The sequence below is a fragment of the Azospirillum sp. TSH100 genome (assembly GCF_004923295.1).
Classification (GTDB): Bacteria; Pseudomonadota; Alphaproteobacteria; order Azospirillales; family Azospirillaceae; genus Azospirillum.
This window is the reverse complement of sequence record NZ_CP039634.1, coordinates 895610-911630: the sequence shown is the minus strand read 5'-3', so window position 1 is coordinate 911630 and position 16021 is coordinate 895610. Positions and strand designations below refer to the sequence as shown.

20 protein-coding genes are annotated in these 16021 nt (G+C 67.9%); 7 read left to right on the top strand and 13 right to left on the bottom strand.

What is annotated here, in order from left to right; translation table 11 throughout:
• Positions 1-57 precede the first annotated feature (57 nt).
• The 3 genes from hslU to E6C72_RS04375 form a co-directional block, all read right to left on the bottom strand.
• Positions 58-1401, bottom strand: a complete 1344-nt coding sequence (gene hslU, locus E6C72_RS04385) for an ATP-dependent protease ATPase subunit HslU (RefSeq protein WP_109084906.1) — start codon at positions 1399-1401, stop codon at positions 58-60.
• 5 nt (positions 1402-1406) lie between these two features.
• Positions 1407-1970, bottom strand: coding sequence for an ATP-dependent protease subunit HslV (gene hslV / locus E6C72_RS04380; protein WP_098740902.1), 564 nt, complete (start codon positions 1968-1970; stop codon positions 1407-1409).
• Positions 1971-2073: 103 nt separating this feature from the next.
• The gene (locus tag E6C72_RS04375) at positions 2074-3468 is read right to left on the bottom strand and encodes a serine protease (protein WP_247875569.1); all 1395 of its coding nucleotides are present in this window, start codon (positions 3466-3468) and stop codon (positions 2074-2076) included.
• 249 nt (positions 3469-3717) lie between these two features.
• Between E6C72_RS04375 and hisB the strand changes: the two genes are divergently transcribed.
• The 7 genes from hisB to E6C72_RS04340 are packed head-to-tail and all read left to right on the top strand — an operon-like array spanning position 3718 to position 7939.
• Positions 3718-4341, top strand: a complete 624-nt coding sequence (gene hisB / locus E6C72_RS04370) for an imidazoleglycerol-phosphate dehydratase HisB (RefSeq protein ID WP_109075005.1) — start codon at positions 3718-3720, stop codon at positions 4339-4341.
• A gap of 54 nt (positions 4342-4395) precedes the next feature.
• Positions 4396-5040 (top strand): imidazole glycerol phosphate synthase subunit HisH, encoded by a 645-nt coding sequence (gene hisH / locus E6C72_RS04365; RefSeq protein ID WP_109084908.1) that lies wholly within the window; start codon positions 4396-4398, stop codon positions 5038-5040.
• Between the two features lie 4 nt (positions 5041-5044).
• The gene (locus tag E6C72_RS04360) at positions 5045-5587 is read left to right on the top strand and encodes a GNAT family N-acetyltransferase (protein WP_109084909.1); all 543 of its coding nucleotides are present in this window, start codon (positions 5045-5047) and stop codon (positions 5585-5587) included.
• Between the two features lie 46 nt (positions 5588-5633).
• Positions 5634-6380 carry a 1-(5-phosphoribosyl)-5-[(5-phosphoribosylamino)methylideneamino]imidazole-4-carboxamide isomerase gene (hisA, locus tag E6C72_RS04355; protein WP_109052244.1) on the top strand — a complete coding sequence of 249 codons (747 nt, stop codon included), beginning with the start codon at positions 5634-5636 and terminating at the stop codon, positions 6378-6380.
• The gene (gene hisF / locus E6C72_RS04350) at positions 6380-7165 is read left to right on the top strand and encodes an imidazole glycerol phosphate synthase subunit HisF (protein WP_109084910.1); all 786 of its coding nucleotides are present in this window, start codon (positions 6380-6382) and stop codon (positions 7163-7165) included. Before hisA ends, hisF begins: the two co-directional genes overlap by 1 nt.
• Positions 7158-7529, top strand: a complete 372-nt coding sequence (locus tag E6C72_RS04345) for a phosphoribosyl-ATP diphosphatase (RefSeq protein ID WP_109084911.1) — start codon at positions 7158-7160, stop codon at positions 7527-7529. Before hisF ends, E6C72_RS04345 begins: the two co-directional genes overlap by 8 nt.
• Positions 7530-7570: 41 nt before the next feature.
• Positions 7571-7939, top strand: a complete 369-nt coding sequence (locus E6C72_RS04340; RefSeq protein ID WP_109084912.1) for a histidine triad nucleotide-binding protein — start codon at positions 7571-7573, stop codon at positions 7937-7939.
• 53 nt (positions 7940-7992) lie between these two features.
• Here the strand turns inward: E6C72_RS04340 and E6C72_RS04335 are convergent, their stop codons facing one another.
• The 10 genes from E6C72_RS04335 to E6C72_RS04290 all read right to left on the bottom strand — a co-directional run bounded on the left by E6C72_RS04335 (position 7993) and on the right by E6C72_RS04290 (position 15958).
• On the bottom strand, positions 7993-8391 hold the full coding sequence (locus tag E6C72_RS04335) for a helix-turn-helix domain-containing protein (protein WP_109084913.1): 399 nt from the start codon (positions 8389-8391) through the stop codon (positions 7993-7995).
• Between the two features lie 24 nt (positions 8392-8415).
• The gene (locus E6C72_RS04330; RefSeq protein WP_109084914.1) at positions 8416-8991 is read right to left on the bottom strand and encodes a Smr/MutS family protein; all 576 of its coding nucleotides are present in this window, start codon (positions 8989-8991) and stop codon (positions 8416-8418) included.
• 137 nt (positions 8992-9128) lie between these two features.
• Positions 9129-9965 carry a shikimate 5-dehydrogenase gene (locus E6C72_RS04325; protein WP_109084915.1) on the bottom strand — a complete coding sequence of 279 codons (837 nt, stop codon included), beginning with the start codon at positions 9963-9965 and terminating at the stop codon, positions 9129-9131.
• 61 nt (positions 9966-10026) lie between these two features.
• The gene (gene ccmI, locus E6C72_RS04320) at positions 10027-11442 is read right to left on the bottom strand and encodes a c-type cytochrome biogenesis protein CcmI (protein WP_109084916.1); all 1416 of its coding nucleotides are present in this window, start codon (positions 11440-11442) and stop codon (positions 10027-10029) included.
• Positions 11442-11918 (bottom strand): cytochrome c-type biogenesis protein, encoded by a 477-nt coding sequence (locus E6C72_RS04315; protein WP_109084917.1) that lies wholly within the window; start codon positions 11916-11918, stop codon positions 11442-11444. The genes ccmI and E6C72_RS04315 overlap by 1 nt, the downstream gene beginning before the upstream one ends.
• Positions 11918-12472, bottom strand: coding sequence for a DsbE family thiol:disulfide interchange protein (locus tag E6C72_RS04310; protein ID WP_109084918.1), 555 nt, complete (start codon positions 12470-12472; stop codon positions 11918-11920). Before E6C72_RS04310 ends, E6C72_RS04315 begins: the two co-directional genes overlap by 1 nt.
• Positions 12473-12485: 13 nt before the next feature.
• Positions 12486-14492: a heme lyase CcmF/NrfE family subunit gene (locus E6C72_RS04305; RefSeq protein ID WP_109084919.1), complete on the bottom strand. Its 2007-nt coding sequence runs from the start codon at positions 14490-14492 to the stop codon at positions 12486-12488.
• 7 nt (positions 14493-14499) lie between these two features.
• Positions 14500-14964, bottom strand: a complete 465-nt coding sequence (gene ccmE, locus E6C72_RS04300) for a cytochrome c maturation protein CcmE (RefSeq protein ID WP_109084920.1) — start codon at positions 14962-14964, stop codon at positions 14500-14502.
• Positions 14961-15206 carry a heme exporter protein CcmD gene (gene ccmD, locus E6C72_RS04295; protein WP_109084921.1) on the bottom strand — a complete coding sequence of 82 codons (246 nt, stop codon included), beginning with the start codon at positions 15204-15206 and terminating at the stop codon, positions 14961-14963. The genes ccmE and ccmD overlap by 4 nt, the downstream gene beginning before the upstream one ends.
• Positions 15207-15211: 5 nt before the next feature.
• The gene (locus E6C72_RS04290) at positions 15212-15958 is read right to left on the bottom strand and encodes a heme ABC transporter permease (protein ID WP_109084922.1); all 747 of its coding nucleotides are present in this window, start codon (positions 15956-15958) and stop codon (positions 15212-15214) included.
• Positions 15959-16021: the final 63 nt, after the last annotated feature.

Here is a 16021-nt window from a genome sequence, read left to right as displayed (position 1 = left end):
AGGAGAGGAATGTTTCACGTGAAGCGGGGGCACCCGACGCAAGTGCCCCCGCGCCCGTCACAGGATGAACTTCGACAGGTCCGGGTTTTTCGCCAGCCCGCCGACCCGCTCCCGCACCAGGGCGGCGTCGATGGTGATGGTCTCTCCCGCACGGTCGCTGGCGGCGAAGCTGATCTCCTCCAGCAGGCGTTCCAGCACCGTGTGCAGCCGCCGTGCGCCGATATTCTCGACCGAGCTGTTGATCTCCGCCGCCAGCCGGGCCAGCTCGTCGATGCTGTCGTCGGTGAAGACCAGATCGACCTCCTCCGTCTTCATCAGCGCCTTGTATTGGCGGATCAGGCTGGCTTCCGGCTCGGTCAGGATGCGCTTGAAGTCGTCCTGGCTCAGCGCCTTCAACTCGACGCGGATCGGCAGGCGGCCCTGCAGCTCCGGCAGCAAGTCCGACGGCTTGGCGACATGGAAGGCGCCGGACGCGATGAACAGGATGTGGTCGGTCTTCACCGGCCCGTGCTTGGTCGAAACGGTGGTGCCCTCGATCAGCGGCAGCAGGTCGCGCTGGACGCCCTCGCGGCTGACATCGGCGCCACGGGCGTCGGAGCGGGCGGAGATCTTGTCGATCTCGTCGAGGAAGACGATGCCGTTCTGCTCGACCGCGCGGATCGCCTCCGCCACCACCTTCTCCTGGTCCAGCAGCTTGTCGGACTCCTCGGCCATCAGCACGCCGTGGCTTTCGGACACCGTCATGCGGCGGGTCTTGGTGCGGCCGCCCATCATCTTGCCGAACATGTCGTTCAGGTTCAGCATGCCCATCTGGCCGCCCGGCACGCCGGGGATGTCGAAGGTCGGCATGCCGGCCGGCGCACCGGTGTCGGCGACCTGGATTTCGATCTCTTTGTCGTTCAGCGTGCCTTCGCGCAGCATCTTGCGGAACTTGGCCCGCGTCTCGGCACTGGCGCTGTCGCCGCACAGCGCGTCGAGCACCCGCTCCTCCGCCCGCAGTTCCGCCTTGGCGGCGACCTCCTTGCGCAGGCGCTCGCGGGTCAGGCCGATGGCGGCCTCCACCAGATCGCGGACTATCTGTTCCACGTCGCGGCCGACATAGCCGACCTCGGTGAATTTGGTGGCCTCGACCTTCAGGAAGGGGGCCTGGGCCAGCCGGGCGAGGCGGCGGGCGATCTCGGTCTTGCCGACGCCGGTCGGGCCGATCATCAGGATGTTCTTCGGCAGAACCTCTTCCCGCAGTCCTTCGGGCAGCTGCTGCCGGCGCCAGCGGTTGCGCAGCGCGATGGCGACGGCGCGCTTGGCCTCGGTCTGGCCGACGATGTAGCGGTCGAGTTCCGAGACGATCTCGCGCGGGCTGAAGGCGGCGCTGTCGGCGGAGACGGATGCGGTCTGGCTCATGGCGCTCACAGCTTTTCCAGGGTGACGTTTTCGTTGGTGTAGACGCAGATGCCGGCGGCGATCTTCATCGCCTTGCGCGCCACGGCTTCCGCATCCATCCCGTCGATGTCGATCAGTGCACGCGCCGCCGACAGGGCATAGGATCCGCCGGAGCCGATGCCGATCAGCCCATCCTCCGGTTCCAGCACGTCACCGTTGCCGGTCAGCACGAGGCTGACGCTCTTGTCGGCCACCGCCATCATCGCCTCAAGCCGGCGCAGATAGCGATCGGTGCGCCAGTCCTTGGCCATCTCGACGCAGGCGCGGGTCAACTGGCCGGGATACTGCTCCAGCTTGCCTTCCAGCCGCTCGAACAGGGTCATCGCGTCGGCGGTGGCGCCGGCGAAGCCGGCCATCACCGTGCCGCCGGCCAGCCAGCGGACCTTGCGCGCGTTGGCCTTCATCACCGTCGGGCCGACCGAGACCTGCCCGTCGCCGGCGATCACCACCTGACCGTTCTTGCGCACCGACAGGATCGTGGTGCCGTGCCACTGGATGGGATCATGAGGATTGGACGCTGGATAGGTCATGCGGGAACCACGCTGGAGAATGGGAAAAATCCTGCCGGACCGGATCATGTACGCCGGTGTGGACACATGGACTCTACTCAGTCGTAGCGGCAGGACATGCGGTCTATGTGGGAGGGGTGATGTCGCCGTCAAGCATGTCGCCTTCAGGGTCCTCAAGCTCCCACAAGTCTGCCTGTGGTTTGCGGTGCGTCTCGGCCGGTTTGCGCGTCGGGGTACCCGACGCGGGACCACCCGGATCCGCTCCCAGCCGTTCGAGCAGCGGACCGAGCGCCAGGAATTCCACCAGCCCGGCCGGCGTAGCGACGGAGCGGCCGGCGGAGGGCGCCACGCCGACCAGAGCACCTTTGCCGTCCAGCAGCGGGTCACCTGCCTCGGTCACCGCGGTGAACAGGGCGGCGGAGCCCAGATCCGCCTGGATCAACGTGGCGCCGCGCCCCTCGTCGGCCGGCAGGCCGCCGACGATGCCGGCGATTTCCCTGCCACGTCCGCCCGCGACTGCCCGCACCGGCTCGCTGACGCGCGGAGACGCGGTGCGGACGGACAGGGCAGGGAGCCGGGCCGGCACCCGGACCAGGGCGAAGCCGCTGGCCGTGTCGCGCCCGACCACCCAGCCGGTCAGCTCCACCCCGCGGGCCGGCCGAACGGTGACGGTGGGGTCTGATCCGGGGAGGGGAACCAGCAGCACCGCCTGCGCCTCGCCCGACAGATCGGTCTCGCCGATCACCAGCCCGTGCGAGCCGCCGACCGGTATCCTTGCCGACGCGAGCCGAGCGGATACGGCACCGGTTCGCAGAAACAGCCGGCTGCTCGCAGCAGGTGTGGGTACCGTGGCCGGTGCCGCCAGGACAGGAGATGCGGCGGCTGGCGTCAGCAGCGTGGGGACGGATCCGGCCGGCGCCGTCACGGGAAACATCGCCGACGTCGCCGCAGACGGAGCGGGCAGGGCGCCGCCCGACAGCAGGGCGCGGAAACCCGCGTCGGCGGCGAGTGCCTCCACCGCCGCGGCGAAGGACTCCTCGATCAGCAGGGTATCGCCTTGCGGCACGCCACCTTCCTGTGCGGTGGCGCCGGTGGTGACCACACGATGGACCAGCCCGCCGCCGCGAGCGTCGTAGACCGTCCATTCCACCCGGACGCTGCCGGTGCCGGAGCTTCCCTTGCTGCTGCCGGTCAGCCAGTTGGTGCGGTGGCAAAGTTCCAACTGCACGTCGCGCAAATCGCCCTGCACGGTGAACCGGGCGCGGCTGCGGTTGCCGTCGGGGTTGTCTGGACCGCCGGGACGGCCGACCACGTCGAAGCCGGCGGCGGTCATCACCTCGGCGAACCGCTCGTCGAAGGTGGAACCCCGCCGCATGTTGACGCCGCTGGTCCAATAGACGTCGTCGTAGGGTGGGGCGCAGTCGATGCCCCAGATGTAACGCCCGATCTGCATTCCGCGCCGCATCGACCCGATGGTCAGCTCGCCGAAACGAAAGGGCGCCGTGGTTCCGGTGGCCACCGGTGGCGCCTTTTTGCCCAGGGGCGGAGGCGGGGACATGCCGCCGCAGCCAGTTGGCAGCAGGCCGAGAAGGAGAACCAGAACTGCGGGGAATGGGCGCTGATGGGTCATCATAAGCCGATATGCACGCATGAAGTGTATAGAACTGTAGCTCGCACACCTATGTAGGACAATCGTCGGAATGGACAGGCCGCGCATCAATCGTGCCGGATGCTGGCGTGTGGGGATGCTTCCTGCTACAAAACCGCCATGGACCAGACCCCCACGAATGGCGGCCGCCGCGCCTCGATCGAGCGGAACACCACGGAGACCCGGATCCGGGTCGCGCTGAACCTTGACGGCACCGGCGTCTACGACGTCAAGACGGGGGTCGGCTTCCTCGACCATATGCTGGAACAGCTGTCGCGCCACAGTCTGATGGACCTGACGGTCCTGGCCGACGGCGACCTGCACATCGACTATCACCACACGACCGAAGACACCGGCATCGCCATCGGCATGGCGGTGGCGAAGGCGCTGGGCGACCGCAAGGGCATCCAGCGCTACGGCCATTCCTATGTGCCGATGGACGAGACGCTGACGCGGGTGGCGCTGGACTTCTCCAACCGGCCCTACCTGATCTGGAAAGTGAACTTCACCCGCGACAAGATCGGCGATTTCGATACCGAGCTGTTCCGCGAATGGTTCCAGGCCTTCGCCATGGCCGCCGGCGTCACGCTGCACGTCGAAAACCTGTATGGCGAGAACAACCACCATATCGTGGAAAGCTGCTACAAGGCGCTTGCCCGCGCGCTGCGCGCCGGGGTGGAGATCGACCCGCGCAAGCGCGATGCGGTTCCCTCCACCAAGGGCACGCTCGGCGGATCGCTCTGACGGCGGGGACCTGAAGTCCCTCTCCGCCGTCCTATCGGAAGGTTTGTCACGTCCATGGAAACGGTCGCGCTGATCGATTACGGCTCCGGCAACCTGCGCTCCGCCGCCAAGGCGATCGAGCGTGCGGCCGGTGAAGCCGAGGCTTCCTACAATGTCATCGTCACCTCCGACGCCGATGCGGTCCGCCAGGCCGACCGCGTGGTGCTGCCCGGCGTCGGCGCCTTCGCCGACTGCAAGCGCGGCCTGTCGGAAGTCCCCGGCATGCTCGACGCGCTGGAGGAGGTGGTGCACCGCCGCGCCCGTCCCTTCCTCGGCATCTGCGTCGGCATGCAGCTGATGGCCGAACGCGGGCGCGAGTATGGCGTGACCGAGGGGTTGGGCTGGATCCGGGGCGAGGTGGTGAAGCTGGAGCCGTCCGACCCGACCCTGAAAATCCCGCACATGGGCTGGAACGAACTGAACGTCCGCCATCCACACCCGGTTCTGGCCGGCCTGCCGGAGGGCGCCCACGCCTATTTCGTCCATTCCTATCAGTTCAAGCTGGCCGATCCCGAAACGCTGATCGCGTCGGCGGAATATGGCGGCCCCTTCGCCGCGGTGGTTGGGCGCGACAATCTGGTCGGCACCCAGTTCCATCCGGAGAAGAGCCAGGCCACCGGCCTGGCGCTGATCGCGAATTTCCTGCGCTGGAAGGTCTGAACCGATGGCCGAGATTGCCATCGACAAGGTCGATGCGCTGAAGACCGCCGAGTTGCACGATCTGTGCGACGCGGCCGACGACGCCATCCGCGCCGGCGGTGGCTTCGGCTGGGTCGAGCCGCCGCCGCGCGACGTGATGGAGCGCTATTGGAAGGGCGTGCTTGTGGTGCCGGAACGGGTGCTGTTCGTCGCCCGCCTCGACGGCGTGGTCGCCGGATCCGCCCAGCTGGTCAAGCCGCCGCGCAACAACGAGGCGCAGGCCCACGCCGCCCAGCTGACCACCAGCTTCGTCGCCCCCTGGGCGCGCGGCCACGGCCTTGCCCGCCGCCTGACCATGGCGGTGCTGGACGAGGCGCGCGCCGTCGGCTTCAAGGTGCTGAACCTCGACGTTCGCGTGACGCAGGAGGCGGCCATCGCGCTTTACGAATCGCTCGGATTCAAGCGCTGGGGCACCCACCCCTTCTACGCGCTGGTGCAGGGAAAGCCGCTTGCCGGACATTTCTACTGCAAGGATCTCGAGCCTGCTCAACAGCCGCCTGCCCAATAACCGCCAGCCCAACAACCGCCAGCTAGGCCATAGGAAGACGCCCGCGATGATCATCTATCCCGCCATCGACCTCAAGGACGGTGCCTGCGTCCGCCTGCTGCGCGGCGAGATGAGCCAGGCCACGGTCTTCAACACCGATCCCGGCGAGCAGGCCCGCCTGTTCCAGAGCCAGGGCTTTGAATGGCTGCATCTGGTCGACCTCAACGGCGCCTTCGAGGGCAAGCCGGTGAATGGCGCCGCGGTGGAGAGCATCCTGAAGTCGGTGACCATCCCGGTGCAGCTCGGCGGCGGAATCCGCGACCTGAACACCATCGGCATGTGGCTGGAGAAGGGCATCAGCCGCGTCATCCTGGGCACGGTGGCGCTGCGCGATCCGGAGCTGGTCAAGGCCGCCTGCCGCGAGTTCCCGGGCAAGATCGCCGTCGGCATCGACGCGCGAGAAGGCTATGTCGCCGTAGCCGGCTGGGCTGAGACCTCCGACATCAAGGCGCTCGATCTGGCGCTGAAGTTCGAGGATTGTGGTGTCGCCGCCATCATCTACACCGATATCAACCGCGACGGCGCGATGGGCGGTGTGAATGTCGAATCCACCTCCGACCTCGCCTTCCACCTGACCACCCCGGTGATCGCCTCGGGCGGCGTCTCCTCGATCGAGGACCTCAAGGCGCTGAAGGTTGAGGAGGACACCGGGATCGAGGGCGTGATCTGCGGCCGTGCGCTGTATGACGGCCGGATCGATCCCAAGGAGGCGCTGGCCCTGCTGTCCGCCCCCGCCGTTGAGGACGCCGACTGATGCTGAAGATGCGCGTCATCCCCTGCCTGGACGTCAAGGACGGCCGGGTGGTGAAGGGGGTCAACTTCGTCGATCTGGTCGACGCCGGCGATCCAGTGGAGCAGGCCCGCGTTTACGACCGTGAAGGCGCCGACGAGCTGACCTTCCTCGACATCACCGCCAGCCACGAGAACCGCGACACCATCTTTGATGTGGTGCGGCGGACGGCGGAGCAGGTCTTCATGCCGCTGACCGTCGGCGGCGGCGTGCGCACGGTTGACGACATCCGCAAGCTGCTGCTGGCCGGCGCCGACAAGGTGTCGATCAACACCGCGGCGATCCACCGTCCGGACTTCGTGCGCGAAGGCGCGGAGAAGTTCGGAGCCCAGTGCATCGTCGTCGCCATCGACGCCAAGAAGGTCGCTCCCGGCAAATGGGAGGTCTTCACCCATGGTGGCCGCAACGCCACCGGCATCGACGCGGTGGAATGGGCCAAGCGGATGGAATCGCTGGGGGCGGGCGAAATCCTGCTGACCTCGATGGACCGCGACGGCACCAAGAGCGGCTTCGACTTGGAACTGACGCGCACGGTTGCGGACAGCATCCGCATTCCGGTGATCGCGTCCGGCGGCGTCGGCACGCTCGACCATCTGGTGGAGGGCATCCGCGAGGGGCACGCCACCGCGGTGCTCGCTGCCTCGATCTTCCATTTCGGCACTTACACCATCGGTCAGGCCAAGGGCGCGCTGAGCGCCGCCGGCATCCCGGTGCGCCCGGCCAAGGCAGTGGAGACGGCGAATGGGTGACAAGAAGGCCGTGGAGAAGGTGCCGACCCTGCCGTCGGCCACCCTGTCCGCCGAGGTGCTCGACCGCCTGTTCTCCACCGTGCTGGCCCGCAAGGGGGCGGATCCGGAAACCTCCTACACCGCCAAGCTCTACAGCCGCGGCACCGCCAAGATCGCCCAGAAGGTGGGCGAGGAGGCGGTGGAGGCCATCCTGGAGGCGGTGCGCGGCGACAAGGCCGCGCTGGCTGCGGAATCCGCCGACCTGCTCTATCACCTGCTGGTGCTGTGGGCCGACACCGGGCTGGATCCGGCGGAGGTCTGGAGCAAGCTCGCCCAGCGCGAGGGCACCAGCGGCATCGACGAGAAGAAGTCCCGTAAGGCCTGATCGGGGCTTGAGCGGGATTCCCCACCAAGAGGACGCATGCGATGGCCAAGAGCTATGACGCCAACAACGTGTTCGCCCGAATCCTGCGCGGCGAAATCCCATGCAAGAAGGTGCATGAGACCGAGCACGCGCTCGCTTTCCACGACATCGACCCGCAGGCGCCGACCCATGTGCTGGTGATCCCGAAGGGCGCCTACACCGACATGGACGACTTCACCGCTAAAGCATCGGAGGCGGAGATCGCCGGCCTTTTCCGCGCCGTGGGCGAGGTCGCCCGCATGGTCGGCGCCGATGGTCCCGGCTATCGCATCCTGTCCAACTGCGGCGAGGCAGCACACCAGGAAGTGCCCCACCTGCACATCCACCTGTTTGCCGGCCGCGATCTGGGGCGGATGATCGGGAAGGTTTGAGGTAAGAGGCCCCCTCTCTCCCCAAGGATTTGGAAGAGGGAGAGGGGGCGCGCCTATCTCCGCCGCGCCCAAACCCGGCGCCGCGTCGTCGTCTTCGGCGGTACCGCGTCCAGAATTGCCAGGATCGCGTCGATCCGCTCCTCGTCCAGATCACCGATCCGTTCAGACAGCCGGTTTGCAAGCTCCGTCGCCCGGGCGCTCAGGCCGGACGTGTCGACCGTCACGCGCGGGTGGGACAGATCCGCCAACCGTTCCAGCTCTTCCGCCTCGTCCCAGATGATGCCGAAATAGGCGCAGATCTGCCGGACCAGCTGGGGGGAAGGCTGGCCGCGCTTGCCATGCTCCAGGGCCGACAGATAGGCGGACGAGATGGACAGGTCGGTCGCCATCTGCTTCAGCGTTACGCCCCTGGCGTCGCGCAGTGACCGGACCCGTTCGCCGAACGGAGTCATAGGGAGTCCCTGACTGTGTGGGACCTAGTCCTTACGGTCGCGCCGCCGTTTGATCAAGACATACAACGCACCATCGCCGCCATGCTTCGGCTGGGCCGGCTGGATCGCCAGAACCATCGGGCGCAGGGCCGGATCCGCCAGCCAGCGGGGGGTGGCCTGACGCAGCACGCCCAGGCTGCCGAAGCTGCCCTTGCCGGTGATGACCAGCACGCAGCGCCGCCCCTCGTTCCAGGCGCGGTGGACGAAGCCGGCGAGCGCGTGGTGGGCCTGGGCCTGGGTCATGCCGTGCAGGTCGATGCGGCCGTCGATCTCCAGTTCGCCGCGGCGGAACCGGTCGCCGGTGCGGCGGTCGATGTTGGCGGTCGATCCGGGCGTCAGCGGCGGATGGGGCGCCCGTGAAGGCCGCGCCTGCGATGGGAACTGCTTGGCGGTCGGTGGCGGGGCGAGGCTGGTCGCCACCGGTTCCTCGACCAGCTCCGCCATGGTCGGCAGCGGATCCGCCTCCACCTCGACCTCGCGGCCGGGCATCGGTTCGGCGTCGCGCATGGCGAGCCGCCACAGGCGCCGCTCGTCGGGCGTGGGCAGTCGTCTGCGGGTCATCGGCGCGGAACCTTCTGCGGAAACGAAAAGGGCGGTGCCGACGGATAAAGCCCGTTGGCCCGCCCCTGTCAATGTGTGTCGCCGCACCGCAAAGAAAAAGGGCCAAGGAATAGGCCGACCGGGAAATCAGGCCCCGCTCACGCCTGCGAATACGCTGCTGCTGCGGCGACCTGTTCGTCGGTCGGTCGCACGCCGGTGTACAGCACGAACTGTTCGAGCGCCTGCAGGGCGATGACCTCGGCGCCGGTGATCACCGGCTTGCCGGCCGCGCGCGCGGCACGGATCAATGGGGTTTCGGCCGGCATGGCGACGACGTCGAACACCTGGGCCGCGGAGGCGATCAGCGCCGGCTCGTAGGCGAGGGTATCTGCCTCCGGCGCTCCGGCCATGCCGAGCGGCGTGACATTGACCAGCAGCGCCCCTTCGGCGATGCCCGCGGTGTCCGGCTGCCAGGGCAGGCTGTATTCGTCGGCCAGCCGGCGGCCGGTCTCCTCGTTGCGGGCGATCAGGATGCCATTGGTGAAGCCGGAATCACGCAGCGCGCACAGCACCGCGCGGGCCATGCCGCCGCTGCCGCGCAGCGCGAAGGGCAGGCCGGGCGAGACGTCGTGGCGGTCCAGCAGCGTGCGGACCGCGAGATAGTCGGTGTTGTAGCCGCGCAGCCGGCTGCTGCCGTCCTCGGCGGTGTCGTTGACGATGGTGTTGACCGACTGCAACCCTGCGGCCGACGGATCCAGCTCGTCGAGGAAGGGGATGCAGGCTTCCTTGAAGGGCATCGACACGCCGCAACCGCGGATGTTCAGCGCCCGGATGCCGGTTACGGCACCTGGGAGATCATTGGTGGTGAACGCCTTGTAGACGTAGTTCAGCGCGAGGGCTTCGTAGAGGTGATTGTGGAAGCGCGTGCCTATGTTGCTCGGGCGGCCCGAGAGCGAAATGCACAGGCGCGTGTCTCTGTCGATCTTGTGGGGCAACCAGGCCTCTCCTTGCCGCTTTCTGTTCCTGGCCGTTGTTGGTGATTGTCTGGCCGGCGGGTCAGCCGCCGGTCTTCAACGCATCCAAACGTCCTTTCAACAGAGTGTATTCAGGATCGCTCGGCTTGAACTGGGCGATCAGCTTACCCCAATGGGCGGCGGCTTCGTCCTTGCGGCCGGACATCATGGCGTCGAGACCGAGCAGCCACAGCGCATCCTTGTTCTCCGGTTCAGCCTTCAGCGCCAGCCGCAGGGCGGAGGTCGCCTCCTCCGGCAATGGCTTCGGCGTGTCGTTGCGCGGCTGGGTCTGCAAAACCGCGTTGGCGTAGGCGATCTGCACGTCGGCCCGCTCCGGCGCCCGCTCGCGCGCCTTGCGGGCGGCCTCCAGCGCCTTGGCCGGCTCGCCCAGCACGCCGTAGGAACGGGCGAGTTTCAGCCAGCCATCGACGTCCGAAGGATCGGCGTCCAGCCGGGCGGCAAGGTTGGCGACCATGCCGCGGATCATCTCGTCCTGACCGGCTGCGTTGCTCTGGCCATTCGCCTGGGCGTTGGCCTGAGCGTTCGGAGCGGCCGGCTGAGCCTGCTCCTTCTGCTCCGGCGGCAGCGGTTGCGGCGTGACTTTGGCGGGATCGAGGTTCAGCGCCACCGCGGCCTCGCGGATCTGGTCGCGGACCACCGGCACCCAGGGCGCATCGGCCGGCGAGTCCGCCATCAGTGCGCTCCAGCGGTCGAGCGCCCCCTGCTGGTCGCCGGCCTGGAAGCGGGCGAGGGCGGCGAAGAAGCGGGCGCGCGGGTCCTTGGGTTCCTTCGCCAGCACGGCGTCGAAGGCGGTAACCGCCTCCTCCGGAACCATGCCGTCATTGGCGGAGACCAGGGTCTCGCCGAACAGTCCCTGAATCTCGACATCGTCCTTGTTCAGGGCGACGGCATGGCGCAGCGCGTCGGCTGCGTCGGCGTTGCGGTTCATCTTGACATAGGCCTGACCCAGGATCAGCCAGCCTTGCAAGTCGTTGGGATTCTCCGCCAGCTGGGCCTTCAGCTTGTCCATGGCGGCCATCACGCTCTTGGGCGGGCCGCCGCGCTCCTGTTCCAGATTGCGCGAGGCCAGCGGCTGGGCTGGCAGATCCGGGCGGCCGACCGTGCCATAGACCGCAAGTGCGCCGACCGGCAGCACCAGCGCCAGCAGAATGGCCAGGACACGGGCGCTGCGCGGGGTTGCGCCGCCGTCGCCCTTGGACCCGCCCTTCTCGGCGGTGGCCAGCATGCGCCGGGCGATCTCCGCCTTGGCGGCCTCGGCCTGGGCGTCGTTGATCAGGCCGCGCGCGCGGTCGCGCTCCAGCTCGTCCAGCTGGTCGCGGTAGACCTCGCGGTCGAACTCCTCGCGGTCGGGAGCGGATCCGGCCGAGCGCAGCAGCGGCGGCACGATCAGCAGCAGCACGGCCGCGGTCAGGACGGCGGCGAAAATCCAGAACAGCATCAGTCGTCTTTCCGCAGCAGGGCGTCCAGCCGCCGCCGCTCATCCGCGTTCAGGGGCGCGGTGTCGGCACCGGCGGCCACGCCACGCCGCCCGCGCAGGAACAGGAAGGTGCCGGCCGCGCCCAGCAGCAGCACGGCGAAGGGTCCGATCCACAACACCAGCGTGGTCGCCTTGAAGGGCGGCCGCAGCAGCACATAGTCGCCGTAGCGGTCGGTGACGTACTCCATCACCTTGTCGTCGCTGTCGCCGGCCTTCAGCCGGTCACGCACCAGCAGGCGCAGGTCGCGGGCGAGCGGCGCGTTGCTGTCGTCGATCGACTGGTTCTGGCAGACAAGGCAGCGCAGCTCCTGGCTGATGGCGCGGGCGCGGGTTTCCAGCGCCGGATCCGGCAGCACCTCGTCGGGTTGGACGGCCAGGGCAGGGGGGGAGGCTGCTGCGGACAGCGCCAGCAGGGCCGCGAGGAGGATGCGCTTCATCAGCCCTGCCTCAGATGCTTGACCATCGGGAGGATCTGCTCCTCCACCACCTGCGGCGTCAGCGGGCCGACATGCTTGAAGCGGATGCGGCCCTTGCGGTCGATCAGGTAGCTTTCCGGCACGCCATAGACGCCCCAGTCGATCGACACCCGTCCGTCCTGGTCGGCGCCGATGGCTGCATAGGGGTTGCCGTTGCGCGACAGCCAGGTCAGCGCGTCCTCCGGTTTGTCCTTATAGTTGATGCCGAAGACCGTCACCCCCTGCTCGCGCGACAGGCGGGTGATGACGGGATGCTCCGCCTTGCAGGGGATGCACCAGGAGGCGAAGACGTTCACCAGCGTCACGTCCCCCGCCAACTTGGCGGAGGACAGGCCGTTGGTGGCCGGCTGACCCTGGACCATCTGGCCCGGAATGGCCGGCAGGTCGAAGGTCGGGGCCGGCTTGTCGATCAGGGCCGACGGGATGTCGCGCGGGTCACGCTCGAACCCCAGGTAGAAGGCGATGCCCACCCCGATGAACAACAGGAAGGGCAGCAGGTACAGAAGGCGGCGCATGGTGTCTTGGTCCTCATTCGGCCGGCAGCGGGGCCGATTTTCCACCGGTCTTGCCGGCCGCACGGCGGCGTTCCGGCGCGCCGATGCGGAAGCGGCGGTCGGTCAGGCTCACCAGCCCGCCCAGCATCATCCCGACGCCGCCGAACCAGATCCACGGCACCAGCGGGTGGTGGTAGATGCGGACGATCCAGGCGGTGCCGTTCTGCGTCGGGTCGCCCAGCGCCACATACAGGTCGGAGAAGACCGTGGTGTGGATGGCGGATTCCGTGGTGGTCATGCGGGTGGTGCTGTAGCTGCGGCGTTCCGGCTCCAGCGTGGCGATGCGCTGGCCGTCCTTCGTCACCGTGAAGACGCCGCGTTCCGCCTTGAAGTTGGGGCCGTCGACCAGCCCGACGCTGTCGAAGCGGAACTCGTAGCCGGCGACGCTGGCCCGGTCCCCCGGCTTCATCGCGGTGATCGATTCCGTCTGCCAAGCGGAGGTGCCGGTCATGCCGAGGATCGACAGGCCCAGGCAGGCATGGGCGATGGTCATGCCCCATGCGCTGCGCGGCAGATGCACGGCGCGGTTCCAGCTGTTGCGGAACGAGGTGCGGAACAGGGCGATGCGGTCGGCGAACTCCACCAGCGAGCCGACGAAGGCCCAGGCGGCCAGTGCGATGCCGACCAGCGCCAGCAACGGCCCGCCGCCCGCCTTGACATAGGCGGTGACGGCGACGGCGACCGCCACGGCGACGCCTGCCACCCACAGCCGGGACAGTGCCGCCCCCAGATCCGCCCGCTTCCAGGACAGGAAGGGGCCGACGACCATGGCGATCACCATCGGGATGGCGACCGGCACGAAGGTGGCGTTGAAGAAGGGCGCGCCGACCGACACCTTGCCCAGCTTCATGATGTCGAGGAACAGCGGATAGAGCGTTCCGATGAACACCGTCGCCGTCGCGGTGGACAGCAGCAGGTTGTTCAGCACCAGCGCCCCTTCGCGGCTGATCGGCGCGAACAGACCGCCCGCCTTCAGCGTCGGCGCCCGCAGGCTGTAGAGCAGCAGCGAGCCGCCGGTGGCGACAGCCAGCAGCACCAGGATGAAGATGCCGCGCTTGGGATCGACGGCGAAGGCATGGACCGAGGTCAGGATGCCGGAGCGCACCAGGAAGGTGCCCATCAGCGAAAGCGAGAAGGTGACGATGGCCAGCAGGATGGTCCAGCTCTTCAGCGCGTCGCGCTTTTCCACCACGATGGCGGAATGCAGCAGCGCGGTGCCGGCCAGCCACGGCATGAAGGAGGCGTTCTCCACCGGGTCCCAGTACCACCAGCCGCCCCAGCCCAGCTCGTAATAGGCCCACCAGGAGCCCATGGCGATGCCCATGGTCAGGGTGGACCACGCCGCCAGCGTCCAGGGCCGCACCCAGCGCGCCCAGGCGGGATCGACCCGCCCCTCGATCAGGGCGGCGACGGCGAAGGAAAAGGCCATGGAGAAGCCGACATAGCCCGCATAGAGGAAGGGCGGGTGGAAGGCGAGGCCGGGGTCCTGCAGCAGCGGGTTCAGGTCATTGCCGTCGATCGGCGCCGGCACCACGCGGATGAAGGGATTGGAGGTGATCAGGATGAACAGCAGGAAGCCGACCCCGATCAGCCCCTGGACCGCCAGCACCCGCGCCTTGAGCGTCGGCGGCAAATTGCGCCCGAACAGGGCAACGGCGGCGCCGAAGATCGTCAGCATGACGATCCACAGCATCATCGAGCCCTCGTGGTTGCCCCAGACTCCCGACACCTTGTAGAGCATCGGCTTGGCCGAGTGGCTGTTCTGCACCACGTTCAGCACGCTGAAATCGGACACCACATGCGCCCAGGTCAAGGCGCCGTAGGCGATCAGCACCAGCAGCATCTGGGCGATGGCCGCGGGCACCGCGACGTTCATCCAGGCGCCGTTGCGGGTGGCGGCGCCGACCAGCGGCGGCACCGACTGTACCAGCGCCACGAACAGCGCCAGCACCAGCGCGTAATGTCCGAGTTCGGGGATCACGGGTCCGCTACTCCTTCTTCGCGGTCTTCGTCGCGGACTCCGCCGGGTTCTTGTAGACGCCGGCCTGCTTCAACGCCTCCGACACCTCCGGCGGCATGTAGTTCTCGTCATGCTTGGCCAGCACCTCGCGCGCGACGAAGACGCCGCCGGTCATCTTTCCCTCCGCCACCACGCCCTGGCCCTCGCGGAACAGGTCGGGCAGCTGGCCGCGGTAGCGGACGTCCACCGTGTTGGCGGTGTCGGTGACGCGGAAAACGGTGGTGACGCCGTCCGGCTGCTTCTGGACGCTGCCCTGCTCGACCAGCCCGCCCAGGCGGAAATTGCGGTCGCCGACATGCTGGGCCTGCAACTGGCTGGGGCTGTAGAAGAAGACGATGTTGTCCTGGAAGGCGGTAAGCGCCAGGGCGGTCGCCGAACCCAGCCCGAGAAGGGCGAGGCCCAGCATATAGAGGCGGCGTTTCTTGCGGGTCATCCTTCGCTCGCTTCCGCCGGCGTTCCGGCGGTCTGATCGGCCGCTTTCCGGCCGGTGTCGTTGCGGCCGTTGCGGGTGCGGCGGCGGGCCGGGCGGGCGCTTTCCAGCGCCTTCAGCGTCGCCTCGGCGTCGCGCAGCCCCTTCCAGGTGGCGACCAGCAGCCCCAGCAGGACAAGGGTGGCGATGCCGTAGGCCGGCCAGACATAGGCGGCGTACCCGCCCATATGGAGAAATTCGTTCATGGCGCTTACCCCCGCATCCCGTCATTGACGGTACCATCGCCCGCAACCGACAGCCGCAGCGTCTGTATCTTGCGCTGGGCGATCTCGGTGCGCACGCGCAGCAGGACGACCGACAGGAAATAGGCGGTGAAGGCGCCGGCCATCACCAGCAGCGGCGTCAGCATGCTGGGATCGATGCTGGGGCCGCCCATGCGGACGACGCTGGCCGGCTGGTGCAGCGTGTTCCACCAGTCGACCGAGAACTTGATGATCGGCACATTGACGATGCCGACCAGCAGCAGGACGTTACCGGCCTTCATGCCGCGCTGCGGATCGTCAAAGGCGTTCACCAGCGCCATATAGCCGAGATAGAGGAAGAACAGGATCAGCACGCTGGTCAGCCGCGCGTCCCACACCCACCAGGTTCCCCACATCGGTGCGCCCCACAGCGACCCGGTCACCAGGCAGACGAAGGTGAAGCCGGCGCCGATGGGGGCGGCGGCCTTGGCGAACAGGTCGGCCAACGGGTGCTTCCACACCAGGCCGCAAGCCGCGGCGATGGCCATGTTGGTGTAGACGAACAGGCTCATCCAGGCGGCGGGGACATGGATGTACATGATCCGCACCGTCTCGCCCTGCTGATAGTCGGGCGGCGAGCTGAACAGGCTGAACCACAGCCCGAGGATCGTCAGGATCACGGTCGCCCCGGCGCACCACGGCAGCAGCGCGGCCGACAGGCGCAGGAAGCGGGCGGGGTTGGCGAAGCGATGCATAGAACGATGGCCCCGGTACAGGTGACCTTGGTCAGGCTTGCGGACGATATAAGCGCATGTATG